This window comes from Enterococcus gilvus ATCC BAA-350, assembly GCF_000407545.1.
GTDB classification, from domain to species: Bacteria; Bacillota; Bacilli; order Lactobacillales; family Enterococcaceae; genus Enterococcus_A; species Enterococcus_A gilvus.
Genome location: NZ_ASWH01000001.1, coordinates 2,789,111 through 2,805,778 on the forward strand (window position 1 = coordinate 2,789,111; position 16,668 = coordinate 2,805,778).

Below are 16,668 nucleotides of genomic sequence, written 5' to 3' on the forward strand. Positions count from 1 at the left end.
TTATCTATTTTTTTCGCATTGCACAAATAAAGAACCCGTCTGTCATAAACATTTCTGGATATAAAACCAACATTTGATCATGGATCGCTGGTTCTAATTTCGTCTCTAAATTTAAGTCGATTTTTTCGAAATTTGAATTTTCATTCAAAAACTCATTCACCACTTGCTGATTTTCTTCTTTAGCCGTTGTACATGTACTGTATACCAAAATCCCCCCTGATTTCAATGTGGGGGCGCAATTCTTTAAGATTTCTAGTTGAATATTAGGTAATTGAACAAAATCCTGCGGCTGTTTCTGGTATTTGATGTCCGGTTTTCTGCGCATCAAGCCCAAGCCTGAACACGGTGCATCCACTAAAATACGATCGAAGCTTTCTGATGGGAAATTCTCCGCGGCTTCTCGTGCATCCATCTTTTTCGTTACGACAGTATCTGAGACCCTCAAACGTTCTGCATTTTCGCGTACTAGCTTTAACTTATGGTCATGAATATCTAGAGCAGTCACCGAGCCTTCATCATTTAGCAAAGCCGCAATGTGAGTCGTCTTTCCTCCAGGAGCTGCACAAGCATCCAGCACCCTTTGACCCGGTTCAATTTGCATAGCTTGAGCAACGAGCATCGAGCTTTCATCCTGAATGGTCAGCCACCCATTTTGAAACAACTCGCTGCCTGCTAGAAACCCTCGGTCCGCAACGATACCATAGGGTGACAGCTCACTGATGCGTGCTTCTATTCCATCTTCTTCTAACGCCTCAATTGCTTCTGCTCGTGTTAAGAAGCGCAAATCAATTCGTGCACTAACACGACTCGGCTGTAGCAAAGAGAGACCTAGTTTGCGCGTTTCTTCTTCACCAATCTCTGCGACAAATTTTTCTGTTAAAAATTTTGGTAAGCTGATTTCCGTTGCTAAGCGTTCAATAGGGTCCAAAATCAAGTCTAGCGAAGGCGCTCCTTCACGTTGGAACGAACGCAGCACCCCGTTGACAAACTTTCCTGTCCCAGGATTTCCTTTCGCCTTAGCGATTTCTACTGCTTCGTTGATGATCGCATGGTCTGGGACCCGATCCAAATAAAGCATTTGATAAATGGAGAGCTGCAATAGGCTCTTGACCCACGGATCGACTTTCTTCGCTTTTTTGATAAATGGCTCAATATCGTAGGCTAACAGCAGCTGACGACTAATCGTTCCATAAACAAGCTCTGTTAGCAATGCAGTATCCTTGCCATCCACTTGATTCTTTTGGATCAACTCGTTTAGCAGCAAATTGGAATAAGCACCGCCTCGATTGATACGTTCAATGGCTTCTAGAGCTGTAAAACGAACAGACCGCAATAATTTTTTTGGAATTTTTCCCATTAGCCCACCTGTTGTCCTTCTTCGATTGTTTGTCCGCTGCCATTTAGAAAGGCTTGGATCGTTTGTTTGGCCTTGCCTGCAGGCTGCAATTCTTCAATTGCTAGAACAGTGCCCTTCCCACATGCGATGTGTAAGGCTTTTTTTGTGCGCGCTGTGATTGTTCCAGGTTTCGCTGACGTCGTTTCTTCTACGGGCGTTGTGTGGAAGATTTTCCATCGCGCACCTTCGTAGGTGGTAAATGCCACAGGCCAAGGATGCATTCCCCGAACTTGATTGTCTACTTCTTCAGCCGTTTTTTCCCAGTCGATCGCTTCTTGCTCACGACTGATATTTGGTGAAAAGGTCGCTTCTTCTTCGTTTTGCGGTAATGGCTTTAATTCACCTGAAATGATTTTAGGCAAGGTTTCCAGCAGCAATTCTTTACCCACTCGGCTTAGTTTTTCAAACATGGTACCGACATCGTCTTGCTTAGTAATCGCAATCTTTTGTTGGCTGAAAATGCCGCCAGCATCCATTTTCTTGATCATCTCCATGATCGTTACGCCTGTCTCAGCTTCACCCTCCATGATAGCGTAATGAACGGGGGCGCCGCCACGATATTTTGGCAATAAAGAGGCATGAACATTAATTGCTCCCAATTTAGGGACTTGCAGTAATTTCTCTGGTAAAAACTGGCCGAAAGCAGCCGTAATCAATAAGTCAGGGGCTAGTTCTTTGATTTTCTCCATTTCAGGTGACCCGCTGATTTTTTCTGGCTGCAATACCAACAAGTCATGCTTCAGCGCTGCTTCTTTCACCGGTGTTGGTGTGATTATTTTTTTTCTTCCCACTGGTCGATCTGGTTGTGTCACCACTGCAGCGACATCATACCCTGCTTCAATCAAGCTCTCTAAAATCGGCACTGAAAAGGCCGGTGTTCCCATAAATACAATTTTAGTCATCCACGTGTTCCTCCATATACCGTTCTAAGTCTTCTGGTTCAATTTTTTCGATCACTTGGTCAATAAATAGTTTCCCCTCTAAATGATCAATTTCATGCTGAAAGGCTCGGGCTAAATACCCATAAGCCGTTACTTCCATCTCCGAACCTTCACGATCATAATAACGCACAGTCACTTCATCTGCGCGCGCAACTGTTCCATAGGTTTCAGGGATTGAAAGACACCCTTCCACGTCAATACTAGTTCCCTTACGTTCAATAATCTCAGGATTGATAAAATCAAAACGATCGCCTTCATCAACTTCTACGACTGCGATACGGAGATTTTTGCCGATTTGGGGTGCCGCAAGTCCGATTCCATCATGGGCAACCATTGTTTCGTACATATCGTCTAATAAAGTGACGATCTCATCGGTGATATATTCGATCGGTGCTGCTTTTTTTAACAGTCGATCATCCGGGTGAATAATAATTGGGTAACGCATAGACGTCCTCCTTATTCCTATTAATGTATTTATTTTTCTTTCAGAAAAATAAATTTGATGTTCATGCCGTATATCATTCCACTAGTTTCTTCAACTTGATTTTCTTAACTTGCTGCTTCGATTATTCTCATTAGTTACTGCTAAAAAGTGGAACTGACATCCTTATTCCTATTAATGTATTTATTTTTCTTTCAGAAAAATAAATTTGATGTTCATGCCGTATATCATTCCACTAGTTTTTTCATCTTGATTTTCTTAATTTGCTGCTTCGATTATTTTCATTAGTTACTGCTAAAAAGTGGAACTGACATCCTTATTCCTATTAATGTATTTATTTTTCTTTCAGAAAAATAAATTTGATGTTCATGCCGTATATCATTCCACTAGTTTCTTCATCTTGATTTTCTTAACTTACTGCTTAGATTATTTCTCATTAGTTACTGCTAAAAAGTGGAACTGACATCCTTATTCCTATGTCTTAAATAAAATACATAGGTTCATTGTCAATTGCGATCAGCAAGCCTTGCCGCTGGTCTTTCTGGCTCACTTGTAAAATATCTTCTAACGCAGCTTGCAGCTTAGGTTCTTTTTTATATTTAATGATCAATTGGTAATAGTAACGGTTTTTTATTCTTAAAATGGCCCCCGGCGTCGGACCTAGCAAAATACTCTGCGGGCTTAATTGCTGCCGTAGTTTTTCTGCTAATTGAAAAGCTTTTTGCGCCGCGCGCATCTCTTCTTGATGAGAGATCGTCACTTTGACTGTGTAATAATACGGCGGGTAATCTGTCTGATGACGAATCTGCATCTCTTGTTTGAAGAAGCTTTCATAGTCATGATGTTGCACTAATTGGATCGTATAATGTTCTGGATTAAAGGTTTGGATGATGACTTCTCCGGCTTTTTCTCCACGTCCTGCGCGCCCGCTGACCTGGGTCAGCAACTGGAACGTCCGCTCACTAGATCGGAAGTCTGGCAGATTCAATGCAGTATCAGCATTTAGTACACCGACGAGTGTGACATTCGGAAAGTCTAATCCTTTCGCAATCATTTGAGTTCCCAGCAAAATGTCCGCTTCCTTGTCTCCAAAAGCAGTCAAGATTTTTTCATGTGCGCCCTTACGGCGAGTCGTATCTACATCCATCCGAAGCACTCGTGCTTCTGGGATCAGCTGCTCTAATTCCTCTTGCACTTTTTCAGTTCCCGTTCCAAAATAGCGAATCTTATCTTTTCCGCAGTTTGGACAACGATGAGGGATGCCTTCTTCATGTCCACAATAATGGCAACGCATCGTTTTCGTATCCATGTGGAGCGTTAGGGATATATCGCAGTTCGGACAAGGCAAAACAAATCCGCAGTCACGGCACATCACAAATGAAGAGTACCCACGACGATTTAGCAGAAGGACACTCTGTTCACCCTTTGCTAAACGGTCGCGCAACTTATCTTCTAACGCTTCCGAAAAAGAGGAATTCAGCCGACGCTGCATCTCTTCTCGCATATCAACGATCTCAACCTCAGGTAATTTTGCCTGTGCATTGGCACGTTCTGTCAATTTCAATAAGCGGTAAACACCTTTTTGCCCTCGCGCCCGCGATTCTAAAGAAGGCGTTGCACTTCCTAAAACTACTGGACATTGTTGGTATTTCCCACGCCAGATTGCTAAGTCTCTAGCATGATAACGCGGTGTTTCTTCTTGTTTATAGCTTGTCTCGTGCTCTTCATCAATAATGATGACGCCTAGATTTTCTAAAGGAGCAAAAATTGCTGAACGGGCACCTACGACTACATGGGCCTCTCCGCGTTCCAATTTTCGCCATTCGTCATACTTCTCTCCTTGTGATAATCCGCTATGCAATACAGCTACTTCGCTGCCGAATCGAGCTTTGAAACGTGTCGCCATCTGCGGTGTTAACGAAATCTCAGGTACTAGCATCATGGCTGTTTGTCCTTGCGCCAGTACATCTTGGATAACTTGTAAATAGACTTCCGTTTTCCCACTGCCAGTAACGCCTTCCAATAAGAAGACTTGATGCTGCTGATCGGCACTTTTTTTGCTGATTTCTTCATACGCTATTCGTTGCTCTGGATTCAAATTCAAGGCAGACGTCTGTTGAATGTTTCTATTCGCATAAGGGTCCCGATATTTTTCTACCGCGACAAATTCCAACCAGCCTTTTTTCTCTGCTTGATTCAAGTTGGCTAAAGAAAAATCTTCTGCCTTCATTTGCTTAACGGCGATCAATTCTTCTTCAGGCAGTGCCGCTAAATAATCCAGCAGCTGTTCTTGCTTATGCGAATTTTTCCGTAGTGTTGTTTTTAATGACTCCTTCTTTTCTGGCTGGAATAACCGTTTGATATATCGTTCGGTCTTCACTTTGTTTTTTGTATGTACTTCGTAGCGCAGCTCCACGATCCCTTGTTCTCGAAGAACGGCCAGTTCTTTCAGCCAGCCTTTTTCTTCTGCGTCTTCCCAGGTCAGCGACTCGGCATCGCCAAAATATTTCTCTCGAACATCGGCGTCCTCAACAGAAAGATATAGGCGCTTTTGATAATTCGCCTTCATGACGCTAGGCAGCATTGTTTGCAAGCAGGTAACTTTGAATGCAAAGGTCGTTTCCTTCATATAATCTGCCAACGCCAATAGTTCTTGGTTTAATACGGGTGCTAGATCCAATACGCGAATAATTGGTTTTAAGTTGTCCGGCAAAGGCTCTGGGGCTGTTTCAAAACCAACGACAAACCCTTGGACATGGCGTGAGCCAAAACCAACTTCTACACGCATACCGATTTCTACCGCTAATTGAGGCGGGATCAAGTAACTGAAGGGTTGATCCGTTTGCATCGCCGGCACATCTACGATCACTTGTGCTAATTTCATTTCTTCCGCCTCCATTCTTAAACAGTGTACTAAATTTTCTCTATGTACGTCTAAATTTATGACAGTATGTAACACAAAAAGAAGGGATTGCGCCAAAAGTATTGGTACAATCCCAGTTACGCTTCATTCGTGAGAGAACAGTTACGCTTAGTTTTGTTCGTTGCGAATCCGTGCTTCTAGATCACGTTGGTCACGTTCACGTTGCAAGTGGCGTTCTTCTTCTTCCATTTTCAACCGTTCGCGTTTGATTTCTGGATGCGGATCGTTAATCACAGCACCGGCATCGATTTCTTCTAGGGCTTGCCCTACACTTTTTACAGATTCAAAAGTTTCTAATGTTGGTTGTGCCCCGGCGTCTAATTCATGAGCACGTTTGCTGGCTAAAATAACTAATGAATATTTTGAATTTACATGGTCTAACAATGTATCAATTGAAGGTTTTAACATCATAAGCTTATATCTCCTTTAACATTTTTATATAGTTGCCAATAACTCGGTCTACTCGGTAATGCTCACTGACGATGATATCTTTGATACGATCAACAGCTTTGAATACTTCATCGTTAACGACAGCATAATCATAAAGGGCCATCATTTCGATTTCTTGGCGTGCAACACGCATGCGTTCTTCAATCACTTCAGGGCTGTCCGTACCGCGTCCAACGATCCGCGCTTTTAATTCTGCAAGATCCGGCGGCGTGAGAAAGATGAAGACGCCGTCTGGGACTTTTTCTTTTACTTGCTGCGCCCCTTGGACCTCAATCTCTAAAAAGACGTCCTTGCCTTCGTCCAACGTTTGGTTCACATAAGTGAGCGGTGTGCCATAATAATTTCCAACATACTCTGCATATTCCAGCATTTCGCCAGCTTCAATCATGGCCTCAAATTCTTCTTTGGTGCGGAAATAATAATCGACACCGTCTACTTCCCCTTCCCGCATCGGACGGGTGGTCATTGAGACAGAGTATTGAAACTCGTTATCGTCTCTTTCAAAAATGGCTTTTCTGACCGTTCCTTTTCCAACTCCGGAAGGTCCCGACAATACAATCAACAGTCCTCGTTCAGACATACTAACGCCCTTTCATGCTCTTTTTAGCTAACGCCTATTGTGCACTTTTTTTGTGAATATTTCAAGAGGCATCGTTGACCCGCACGCTATTTCTTAGAAAAACAGCTATTTATTCAACATTCTGAATCTGTTCGCGAATTTTTTCTAACACCGTTTTTAATTGGACAACGATATCTTTGATCTGGATCGGGCTGGATTTTGACCCGATTGTATTGACTTCACGATTCATTTCCTGCAAAAGAAAATCCAATTCCCGTCCTACCGGTTCTTTTACCTGCAGCAGTTTTGCTAATTTCTCTAAATGGATACTCAGCCGATCCAACTCTTCATGGATATCGCCACGTTCCAATAAAATTGCTAATTCTGTCAGCAATCGATCTTGGTCAACCGTATTGCCTAAGTATTCCTCCAGCTTCGCTTGATAACGCTGCTGAAAATCGGCTTCGTATTCGGTCACAAACCCGTTCAGCTTTGTCACCAATGCTTGAACTTGCTTATTGTAGTCTGCCAGCACCTTTTGAATCCCTGATCCTTCATGTTCTCGGCTAGCCGCCAGCTGCGTAAAGGCTTCACTAGCAACCGTTTGGACCAATTCTTCTAACGTGTCTTTTTCCGTCGGCTGATCTACCAAGGTCACAAAATCGGATTGTTCCATCGCCTTCACCAGCACCTGCTCTACTGGAAAATCGACAACACCAAAATGTTCTTTTCCACCTATTTGAAGCTCAGTAACTAATTGGTTTAGCAGTTCCCAGTTTACTGAAACTTTCTTATTGCCGCTTTTTAGGGGAGCCATGTTAATGAATACATCCACCCGACCACGTTGAATTTTCTCTTTTGCGGCTTTGCGGATCAACGCTTCAAAGGGATTCAATTCTTTGGGCATCCGAATCTGCAAATCTAAGAAGCGATTGTTGACACTTTTTAACTCAATCGTTAACTCATAGGCTTCGTTCGTTTTAGCCGCTTGTCCGTATCCAGTCATACTTTTCATGCGCTTTTTTCCTTTCCTTCGCTACATATTTGCGAGCGTCTCTTTCAAAATAGCAAATTCTTCATTGCTTAATGTAACACCTTTTCCCATTTTCTCATGGTCAGGCGCCCAATCACGCAAATCAAATTTTGGCGGGCGTTCATTCCAGCTCACTAAGTTCAGCTCTTTGCGCCAGCCCTTCGGATTTTCCGACAGCACAGCGATTTCTTCCACGATCTCATAATTAAATTCTGCCATTGTAATTCCTCCAAATTTATATGTATTCCGTATTTTCCTTATTGTTATAGGTAAAAAACGATTAAATAGAACCTTCACGTATATAGTTTAAAAAAAGTGCTAGCAGCGTCGGAATCGGCCAACGGTGATAAAAAGATTTAAAGGCGCCTTTTCTCTGATACAGTTGCAGCACGTGGTAATAATCTGAAAACACATTATGATTCTCAATAAAATCTTCAATCTGCTCTTGGACAGAGAACGGGATCGTCCCTTTGACTGGCATCTCAAATTGCTGCAAGAGGATCTCGATAAATTCTTCCGGGGTATAGACTCTCACTGGTGGTACCTTTACCCAATAGGCAAAGAATTCCAAGAAGGCTAAGCTTAGCATCTCTACCGGGATACTTTGTCGAAAATATTTTTGCAGTTCTGGATAAAGAGACGCTGCGTCAATTGGAAATGCTTTTTTAACACTGCGTAAAAAGTTTTTTGTTAGCGTTTCAAAATCAGCACGGTCCTCAAAAAAGTAACGATAGCCTTGCAACTCTCCAAATGCTCGTTTAGCCTCTAAATAGCCCAGATCAATATTTTCTGACGAACGATCACTATGAAACAATAATAAATCTCCCAAACTCCACGGACTGGCCAAGTATAGCTCAGCAATTCCGTCTGACAACCGATATTTCCTATCTAGTCCAGGACCATGAACATCTACTATGATCACCTCAGTAATCGGCTCTCTCAAAGCGATATCCACGGGTAAATTGTTGCGATAGCCCCCGTCTACATAGAACTCACCCTTTAATTTTGCCATTGCCATCATGGGGAAAAAGGCGGAAGAAGCTAGCAGCCAGTCAATAATCTCTTCTTTGGGGCAATCATTCAACGAAACAATGACTTCCTGAAAAGCCGGAACTTTTGTTGTCACGATAGAAAATGGGCAACCCATCTGAATCTTTTTCGGATCCAACCGTTCCTCCAGCAACCTTCTAAGCGGCTCGGAAGAGAGTCCTTTTTGTTTTAAAGAGGTTCGAATAAAGGTTCGCAATTGGTCGACCTGCGCGGAAAAATCCAGTATCTCCACCTCTTTAAAGGTAATATCTAAAACCTTGTCCGTTTCAATTTCTTTCCATAGAGAGAAGGCCTGATCATAGTCCCCTTGGGCAATCAATGCGCCATTTAACCCTCCGACTGACGTACCCGTAATCACTTCAAATTGAATGTTTTTCTCCAATAGCGCTTTCCAAACACCGATTTGATAGGCACCACGCGCACCGCCGCCACCTAAGACAAGTCCTGTATGATAGACCAATTCTTTCTGCCAGATACCTTCATTGAAATGATACCCTTGCGTCACTAACCATTGCTGAATAACCAAGTTTGCCTCAAGCTTCAATTGTATGGATCGTTTGAACATTTGACGGGCTGTCGTTTCTAATAATTGAAAAGCGGTCTGCCAGTCCATTTCAGTTGAAATCAACAAGTTAGTGATTCGCCAAGTCTCTCCGGCATCGACTTTCTCTATTAACAGCCATTGAGAATCACGCTGAACCCAATACCCTTCCCCGCGTCTGACAGCAGCAAAAAATTCTGAACGCGCTTGTCCGTGAGAGGGATAGAAAGGAAAAAGCAAATGTGATTGCTGGAACACTTTCCAACTCGCTAATAGATCCGAAACGTACATCCTTTTGAGCGTCATCTAGGCCTCCTTGATTACTGTTGTGACTGATACATTCAGTGTCTGTGTCCAGTATAGCAGAAATTTTACTGCAACAAAAAGCGCAACAGAACCTGATTGTTCTGCCACGCTTTATTTTTAATATGTTCGTTGTTCCATTTCAAAGGCTTTGAGCATCGTATCTGTCGCATTTTTTGTCGGTGTGATCGCCGTCAGCTCTCCTTGAACAATAATCCGTGTAACGCCCTCGATCTCGCCACAAGTAATCAAGGTGACTTGTTGTTTGTCTGGATGCACATCTAAATATTTTACTTCTGTCGGCTGCACGCGGACTTTCAACGTCGTTTTGTAGGTATAAATATTGTGTAGATCGGTTAGATAGATCAAATCGCCTTCTTTGATGCTATCAAGTGGTGTAAACAATAGGCCAGGCCGATCCGCACGGTGGCTGGCTAATGCATAATTTCCTTCGCCCATTTTTTGGTCAGGAGACAAGGTTCCTGCACCATAAAAGAGGACTTCATTGGATAAGCCTTTAAAAATAGGCAGATTGATCTCTACAGAAGGGATCGCAATCCCGCCGATCACAGGCAAGCGCTTGTTACTCAACTGTGCTTGCAGCACGGCTTCTGTGCTGACTGGCTGTACAGCATCAAAATCAAACGTCTCTTCTTTTTGCATATTTTTATCGATTTCAGCTTGATCGAGTTGGGACACGGCATAACGTTCGCCATTATGCTGCATCAAAAAATACTTGATCTGATTATTGAAAATCAAAGCCAAACCTACTAAAAGTAATAAGAAAAGAAAAATATTAAGGATCCAATTTCTTTTTTTCTTCATCACAAGCCTCCTGCATTCTCCCGCTAATCATATCATACTCTTTTAGAACCGGTGATACTACTTTCACTTACTACAAAAAAAATTAAAAAAAGAAATAATTGCATTAGGGATTCGTTATTTATTAAAATCATTTTAAATGTTAAAAAGGTGCGATAGTGTTGCAGTTTTTAAGGGGTTTGTAATCTAATTTTAAAATAAAAGATACGAGCTTTTTTTTTATTATTGGGTTAAAATGATTGTGACAACTATTAGAAAGGGTGAAAATTTGTGCCAGATACGTTATTTGCTTACATCGATTCCACAAGTAATGCTGTTCTCTCAAAAGGTTTTTCACCCGCTGATTTTGTTGAAGGAATCGTTCATCAGCCAAAACATTTGTTATTGCTGGATCCCGTTGCAGAAGCTGGAGAATACGAACCCCATACAGGTTTAAAGGTCGTCACTAGCCCTGAACAAGTACAGCAATTTTTCGCTAATAAAGTCTTTACTAACTCAAAGGGAACCAAATGGATCGATTTTAATGATCTTGCGATGTTAAAAGAACTCACTCCATTAGAAATTTCTGAATTGCTTTATTTTGGTCATATGCGGACGCATCTGCATTCTCCCTTTTTTTATAAATTACAAAACAATTTTGTCTATTTCAACTTAGGCAATGAAACCATGCGTATCTACTATCGCTATTTAGATGAATTTTACCGCATCCTAGCTAGCAAGTTAACTCGGATCGTTTTGGAAAAAGTCAATGATCGCCGGTCGTTTTTCCGTAAAGGTTCTTCTGTCGCCCCATTGGATGGGGAACTATTGAAGGAATTGTACCCTATTTTGCAAGAAGGAGCCATTTTCTGCTTTAATTTATCTGAATTAAAAAATAAAACCTACCGAATCCCTATATTTTTATCTGATGAAAAGGGATGGCGGCGCAGTCCTAAGAATTATAAAAAAGATCAACAAATTGCAGAGATCAGTTATGACACATCGAAACAACAGTGGTCCTTGGATGTAGAAAATGATGATCCTGTCTTCTCATTTAGATAAAAGAAGCATTTGTCCGGCAGACAAATGCTTCTTTTTTATTATTCACTTTGTTTGCGAACCAAGATTCCATCTTTCGGTAAATACAGCTGCGGAACTTTTTCCGCTACTAGAACTGCTACAATCGCCGTCACGATAGCTGTAACTAAGCCGCTGACCCCGTTCATGATAAACGAGAATATCCAAGGATTCATTCCCCATAACGCATAACTCCCCCAGAAAACCACACCGGCGATAAAATGCCAAAAGAATCTCGCTCCCGTTCCAGCGAAAGCACCTAAAATAATATTTTTACGTGCCCCTTTTGTATCTTCAGCCAGCAATGCTTGCTGTACCTTCTTGGCATAAAGTCCCGCAAATCCAGCAAACGTAAACGCGATCGGGTATTCGATCAACACTTGAATAACACTTAAGAAATACACATCACCTGCCGGAAAATGCAGGATTCCCCAAATAAATGCAGACAGCAGCGCAGGCTTCACTCCACGACGCAAGGCAAACAGAGTCATTGGGATCATCCCCAACGATAGGGTGAAACTACTGCCGATCGTCGTTGGGATCAGAGACAGCATGAATGCCAACGCCGCCACAATCGTTCCTTCAATCATTATTCTTGTTTTGTTATGCATAAAAAAACTCCTCCTTTTGAACATACAGTCCACAAAGGAGAAGTAATAATCTTACTTCATCACAATTCCTACGCTCGAATAACCGAAACAGGTACCAGGGTTTAGAGTAATCTCAATCTCAGCCCGAAGGCTCCCCTTTGTGAAAGTATTATTCTTTTTTTGTTCCCTCAAAGTATATCAGATGTCTGCATGCCCGTAAAGGTATACAATACTTTTAACGTGAAATGCTCTCTTGATCGCCGCTTGGGGACAACGTCGTCACCTTTTTAATGCGATCGATCGTCAACATCACTAACTGATTGTCCTGTGTTCGAATAACAATCGAATCATTCGTTACCACTTTAGGCAACCAACCAGAGATTGTTTGAAATTTTTCTTCGTCTTTTTCATCTTGCACTTGAATGACCACTAAACTATTTTGTAAGGCCGCCATTTTTAGTTTAAGAAAAATGTTCTCATTTGCTTGCTCTTGCGCACGTTTTTCAGCAGAATCATTCAAAAAATCCGAGATGAAACGATACGATGAATTAGAAAACAGCTTGATTAAATTCTTTTTAGGTTTCTCGTTTTTAGTCATTCAGCTTCCTCCTATCAAGAGCATGATTACGTAGTATGATTTTACTTAAATTTCTAGGAAAAAACAAGGAATCTAGTCCATTTCAAAAAAAGTTAACCATTCATTTAAACCTTTTTGAATCAATTGGTACGTTTCTTCAAAATCCCCGGTGTACCAAGGGTCTGGAATATCTTTTCCTGCATATCCAGAGACACGATCCAAGTAAAGATAGATCTTATCATTTGTCCCTTCAGGCGCCATTGTCTGAAGGTCGCTGACGTTTTCTCGATCCATCCCTATAATATAATCCGCCGTATAAAAATCATTCGTCGTCACTTGACGTGCGCGCATTCCTTTGGTGGAAATCGAGTGCTCCGCCAATAGCTGCTGTGTTCCATGATGAGGCGGATTTCCCACTTCCCAACGGCTCGTTGCTGCTGAGTCAACTTCGAAGGTGCCGTTTCCTTCTTTTTGAAGCGCGTCTCGAAAAATTGCTTCTGCCATTGGCGAACGGCAAATATTTCCCATACAAACAAATAGAATCTTTTTCATGTCATTCCTCCTGTGCTATAGTCAATTTATAGAAATGAAACGGGGGATCGTAAATGAGTAAAATTTATCTTTCCGCCAAACTTCCTGAGCTTGGCACAACATTATTAAAAAAAGCAGCACTTGATTATAAGGTCTATGAAGGCACTGGGTTGATCACTAAAAAAGAATTGATCCAACAGGTCGCCGATTGTGAGGTATTGATCTGTCCGCTATCCACACAACTTGATCGCGACGTCATAGATGCCGCTCCAAACTTAAAATTGATCGCAAACTTCGGTGCAGGATTCAACAATATCGATACCGATTATGCAAAAGAAAAAAATATCTATGTAACAAATACGCCTGTCGTCTCTACTAACGCAACTGCTGAGCTGACTGCCGGATTGATCATTGCCTTGTCTCGCCGCATCGTTGAGGGCGACCGTTTGATGCACGACAAAGGTTTTGATGGGTGGGCGCCTCTCTTCTTCTTGGGCCATGAATTAAAAGACAAGACATTAGGGATCATCGGAATGGGCCAAATCGGACAAGCGTTAGCTACTATGATGACTGCTTTTGGCATGAAAATCGTCTATAGCCAACGACACCCCTTAACGCCTGAACTAGAAAATGACTTGCAGGCAACGTTCGCTTCACAAGAGGACGTCATACGCCAAGCAGATATTCTAACGCTTCATGCACCGTTAACGAAAGAAACACACCATCTTTTAACAAGCGAGACCTTTAAACAGATGAAGAACAGCGCATTCTTGATCAACGCCGCTCGCGGACCGCTCATTGATGAAGCTGCCTTGCTACAAGCATTAAACGACAAGCAAATCGCTGGAGCTGCTTTGGATGTCTATGAATTTGAGCCGAAGGTTACTGAAGGGCTGAAGGAATTATCGAATGTCGTCTTAACGCCTCATATTGGCAATGCCAGTGTAGAAGCACGAGACCAGATGGCAGAAATTGTCGCAAAAAATGCGATCGCTCTTTCGAAAAAAGAACCAATTACTCATATCGTCAACGGACTGGACTGAGCCTAACGCTCATTCCAGTCTTTTTCATAGAGTCGATACGCAAAGAACTCGATGTCCTTAGCAAAACGAAACAATTGTGCCGCGACTGTAATCGGCGGCTGCTCCGCTCCAGCCAGCAGCCAGTCGATCAAAATCCCGCCACACCCGTGAGCCAAAAAACGAGCATAAAATTCTTTATCAGCAGGTGAAAGCTCTCCTTCCTGATCGACTTCATCGAACAAGCGGACAAACAACTGCTTGGCCAACTCATTAAATTCTTTCGTCAGTATCTCCGGTCTTGCCCTTACAGTATTCAAATAGAATTGATGACAGAGCTGCATCTCCTTTAACATTTTGAGAACAGACTCCTCCCAATTTGTAAGAGACAGCTCCACAGAAATCAAATACTGCAGGCCTCGCTGATAATAAGCATAGTGGAGCAGGTCATTCTTATCCTTAAAGTGATAATAAAACGTTTGGCGGTTCAGGCTCGCCTGCTGACTGATGTCTTGAACGGTAATTTTGTCGTAACTTTTTTCTCGGCACGCGGCGACTAACGCTTGAACAAATGTTTCTTTGGTCGCTTTTCCTTCCGCCATCTTTTCACCTTCTATTCTTGATACGGATAATTGAAGTGCTCATAGGCCAGCGGTGTCGCCATCCGCCCCCGCGGTGTCCGCTTAATAAAGCCTTTTTGAATCAGGTACGGTTCGTACATATCTTCCACTGTTTCTCGTTCTTCGCCAATATTCACCGCTAATGTGCTCAATCCGATGGGACCTCCATGGTAAAGCTCGATCATTGTCTTTAACAGCTTCTGGTCGATATAATCGAGACCGGCTTCATCGACTTGTAGCAGCCCCAGCGCTTGGTCAGCGATCGTTTGATTGATCACCCCATCTGATTGCACCTGCGCAAAATCACGAATACGCTTCAAGAGGCGATTGGCGATTCGGGGGGTGCCTCGTGAACGTCGGGCGATCTCTACCGCACCTTCTCCTACGATTTCTGTCTGAAAAATGTCGGCTGAACGCAAAACAATTTCCCGCAAGTCGTCTTCTTCATAATATTCCATATGAGAGATGATCCCGAATCGGTCACGCAATGGTGCTGACAGCATTCCGGCACGAGTGGTAGCGCCCACCAACGTAAAGGGGGGCAACGGGAAATGCACGGGATGAGCAGTTGGTCCCTGGCCTACCATGATGTCTACATAATAATCCTCCATCGCTGAATACAGTGTTTCCTCCGCTACTCGCGGCAGTCGATGGATCTCATCGATGAATAACACATCTCCAGGCTCTAATTCATTCAAGATCGCTACTAGATCCCCTGGACGTTCGATCGCCGGACCACTTGTCGAGCGAATCTGGACATCCATCTCATTGGCGATCACCATCGCCATTGTCGTCTTCCCTAGACCTGGCGGGCCATATAATAACACATGGTCGAGTGCCTCTTGGCGATTTTTTGCCGCTTCGATGTAGATTGATAATTCTTGCTTGACCTTGTCCTGACCGATATATTGTGCAAGATAACGGGGACGCAGTGATTTTTCTAAACTTTTATCACTCTCATCCGCATCGGGTGAAAGCAAACGTTCCTCATCCATCCCTCTTCCTCCTACTTCCTAGTTCATAAATGCATTTTCCACTAACGAAAAACACCTTTGATCCTCTATTTTTTCATCATTAGTTTCAGCGCTGCCCGTAAATAATCGTCGGTATTTTGCAGCGTTTCTTTTTCCAAGATCTTTTCGACTTTTTTGATTTCTTTTGGACTGTAGCCTAGCGCTTGTAAAGCTTCCATCGCTTCCGCCAAGGCAGTATCGTCGTTTCCTTCATAGAACAAGGACATTGGATCATCGACCAATTCAGCTAGCTTGCCTTTTAAATCTAAAACCATTTGCTGTGCTGTTTTTTTGCCAACTCCTGGGAATTTGGTCAAATAAGTCACATCTCCTGCTTCGATCGCCTGGATCAGTCCTTGATGGTCTTCATTTGCCATGATCGCTAACCCGCTTTTCGGGCCGATTCCAGAAACAGAAAGCAGGCGCAAAAACAATTCCTTTTCAGCCAGTGTCTCAAAGCCATATAATAAATGCGCGTCTTCTCGGATAATCTGCTGGACATAGATCGTCACCGACTGCTCCATTTTACTGCTGTAGCGATAGGGATTTCCCAACGCGATTTGATAACCGATACCATTCACATCCAGCACCACATAGCTGGGGCTGATGAAGGTCAAACGGCCTGTAATATATTCGTACATAGTGGTTCCTTTCTTGTATCAAAGAAAATTTTTCTACTATTATTAGACTCTTCTTTTCATGGTAACACGTAAACATGAAGAAACATTGACAGCCTCCCGTCAATCCCTTTATCCTTTGGACTGTAATAAAAACCTTTAGTGTCCATAAAACAAGCATACTA

General features: G+C 42.7%; 18 protein-coding genes and 1 riboswitch. Of the genes, 2 read left to right on the forward strand and 16 right to left on the reverse strand.

Annotation, left to right across the window (positions count from 1 at the left end):
• Nucleotides 1-4 precede the first annotated feature (4 nt).
• From rsmB to I592_RS13865, 10 genes are all read right to left on the reverse strand, one after another.
• Entirely contained in the window at nucleotides 5-1,357 is a 1,353-nt protein-coding gene (gene rsmB, locus I592_RS13820; protein ID WP_010779603.1) for a 16S rRNA (cytosine(967)-C(5))-methyltransferase RsmB, read from the reverse strand.
• Nucleotides 1,357-2,298: a methionyl-tRNA formyltransferase gene (fmt, locus tag I592_RS13825; protein ID WP_010779602.1), complete on the reverse strand. Its 942-nt coding sequence runs from the start codon at nucleotides 2,296-2,298 to the stop codon at nucleotides 1,357-1,359. Before fmt ends, rsmB begins: the two co-directional genes overlap by 1 nt.
• Nucleotides 2,291-2,782: a peptide deformylase gene (gene def, locus I592_RS13830; protein WP_010779601.1), complete on the reverse strand. Its 492-nt coding sequence runs from the start codon at nucleotides 2,780-2,782 to the stop codon at nucleotides 2,291-2,293. The genes fmt and def overlap by 8 nt, the downstream gene beginning before the upstream one ends.
• Before the next feature lie 478 nt (nucleotides 2,783-3,260).
• The gene (gene priA / locus I592_RS13835; protein ID WP_010779600.1) at nucleotides 3,261-5,663 is read right to left on the reverse strand and encodes a primosomal protein N'; all 2,403 of its coding nucleotides are present in this window, start codon (nucleotides 5,661-5,663) and stop codon (nucleotides 3,261-3,263) included.
• Between the two features lie 147 nt (nucleotides 5,664-5,810).
• Nucleotides 5,811-6,113, reverse strand: a complete 303-nt coding sequence (gene rpoZ / locus I592_RS13840; RefSeq protein ID WP_010779599.1) for a DNA-directed RNA polymerase subunit omega — start codon at nucleotides 6,111-6,113, stop codon at nucleotides 5,811-5,813.
• Nucleotides 6,114-6,117: 4 nt separating this feature from the next.
• Entirely contained in the window at nucleotides 6,118-6,732 is a 615-nt protein-coding gene (gene gmk, locus I592_RS13845; protein ID WP_010779598.1) for a guanylate kinase, read from the reverse strand.
• Nucleotides 6,733-6,841: 109 nt separating this feature from the next.
• Entirely contained in the window at nucleotides 6,842-7,726 is an 885-nt protein-coding gene (locus I592_RS13850) for a YicC/YloC family endoribonuclease (RefSeq protein WP_010779597.1), read from the reverse strand.
• A gap of 21 nt (nucleotides 7,727-7,747) precedes the next feature.
• Nucleotides 7,748-7,963 (reverse strand): YdbC family protein, encoded by a 216-nt coding sequence (locus I592_RS13855; RefSeq protein WP_010779596.1) that lies wholly within the window; start codon nucleotides 7,961-7,963, stop codon nucleotides 7,748-7,750.
• Between the two features lie 61 nt (nucleotides 7,964-8,024).
• Nucleotides 8,025-9,641 carry a patatin-like phospholipase family protein gene (locus tag I592_RS13860; RefSeq protein WP_010779595.1) on the reverse strand — a complete coding sequence of 539 codons (1,617 nt, stop codon included), beginning with the start codon at nucleotides 9,639-9,641 and terminating at the stop codon, nucleotides 8,025-8,027.
• Between the two features lie 117 nt (nucleotides 9,642-9,758).
• Nucleotides 9,759-10,463 (reverse strand): class A sortase, encoded by a 705-nt coding sequence (locus tag I592_RS13865; protein WP_010779594.1) that lies wholly within the window; start codon nucleotides 10,461-10,463, stop codon nucleotides 9,759-9,761.
• A gap of 267 nt (nucleotides 10,464-10,730) precedes the next feature.
• Here I592_RS13865 and I592_RS13870 point away from each other — a divergent pair, with 267 nt between their 5' ends.
• Nucleotides 10,731-11,501: a hypothetical protein gene (locus I592_RS13870; protein WP_010779593.1), complete on the forward strand. Its 771-nt coding sequence runs from the start codon at nucleotides 10,731-10,733 to the stop codon at nucleotides 11,499-11,501.
• A gap of 38 nt (nucleotides 11,502-11,539) precedes the next feature.
• On the opposite strand, the gene thiT is transcribed toward I592_RS13870, so the two are convergent.
• The 3 genes from thiT to I592_RS13885 all read right to left on the reverse strand — a co-directional run bounded on the left by thiT (nucleotide 11,540) and on the right by I592_RS13885 (nucleotide 13,235).
• Nucleotides 11,540-12,127 carry an energy-coupled thiamine transporter ThiT gene (gene thiT, locus I592_RS13875; protein ID WP_010779592.1) on the reverse strand — a complete coding sequence of 196 codons (588 nt, stop codon included), beginning with the start codon at nucleotides 12,125-12,127 and terminating at the stop codon, nucleotides 11,540-11,542.
• 48 nt (nucleotides 12,128-12,175) lie between these two features.
• Nucleotides 12,176-12,274, reverse strand: a riboswitch (TPP riboswitch).
• Between the two features lie 67 nt (nucleotides 12,275-12,341).
• Entirely contained in the window at nucleotides 12,342-12,704 is a 363-nt protein-coding gene (locus I592_RS13880; protein ID WP_010779591.1) for a hypothetical protein, read from the reverse strand.
• Nucleotides 12,705-12,776: 72 nt separating this feature from the next.
• The gene (locus I592_RS13885; RefSeq protein ID WP_010779590.1) at nucleotides 12,777-13,235 is read right to left on the reverse strand and encodes a low molecular weight protein-tyrosine-phosphatase; all 459 of its coding nucleotides are present in this window, start codon (nucleotides 13,233-13,235) and stop codon (nucleotides 12,777-12,779) included.
• A 53-nt stretch (nucleotides 13,236-13,288) separates the two neighbouring features.
• Here I592_RS13885 and I592_RS13890 point away from each other — a divergent pair, with 53 nt between their 5' ends.
• Nucleotides 13,289-14,257 carry a 2-hydroxyacid dehydrogenase family protein gene (locus tag I592_RS13890; protein WP_010779589.1) on the forward strand — a complete coding sequence of 323 codons (969 nt, stop codon included), beginning with the start codon at nucleotides 13,289-13,291 and terminating at the stop codon, nucleotides 14,255-14,257.
• 2 nt (nucleotides 14,258-14,259) lie between these two features.
• Here I592_RS13890 and I592_RS13895 read toward each other — a convergent pair whose 3' ends face one another.
• The 3 genes from I592_RS13895 to ruvA all read right to left on the reverse strand — a co-directional run bounded on the left by I592_RS13895 (nucleotide 14,260) and on the right by ruvA (nucleotide 16,507).
• Nucleotides 14,260-14,835 (reverse strand): TetR/AcrR family transcriptional regulator, encoded by a 576-nt coding sequence (locus I592_RS13895; protein WP_010779588.1) that lies wholly within the window; start codon nucleotides 14,833-14,835, stop codon nucleotides 14,260-14,262.
• An 11-nt stretch (nucleotides 14,836-14,846) separates the two neighbouring features.
• Nucleotides 14,847-15,848, reverse strand: a complete 1,002-nt coding sequence (gene ruvB, locus I592_RS13900) for a Holliday junction branch migration DNA helicase RuvB (RefSeq protein ID WP_010779587.1) — start codon at nucleotides 15,846-15,848, stop codon at nucleotides 14,847-14,849.
• Nucleotides 15,849-15,913: 65 nt separating this feature from the next.
• Nucleotides 15,914-16,507, reverse strand: coding sequence for a Holliday junction branch migration protein RuvA (gene ruvA / locus I592_RS13905; protein ID WP_010779586.1), 594 nt, complete (start codon nucleotides 16,505-16,507; stop codon nucleotides 15,914-15,916).
• Nucleotides 16,508-16,668 lie beyond the last annotated feature (161 nt).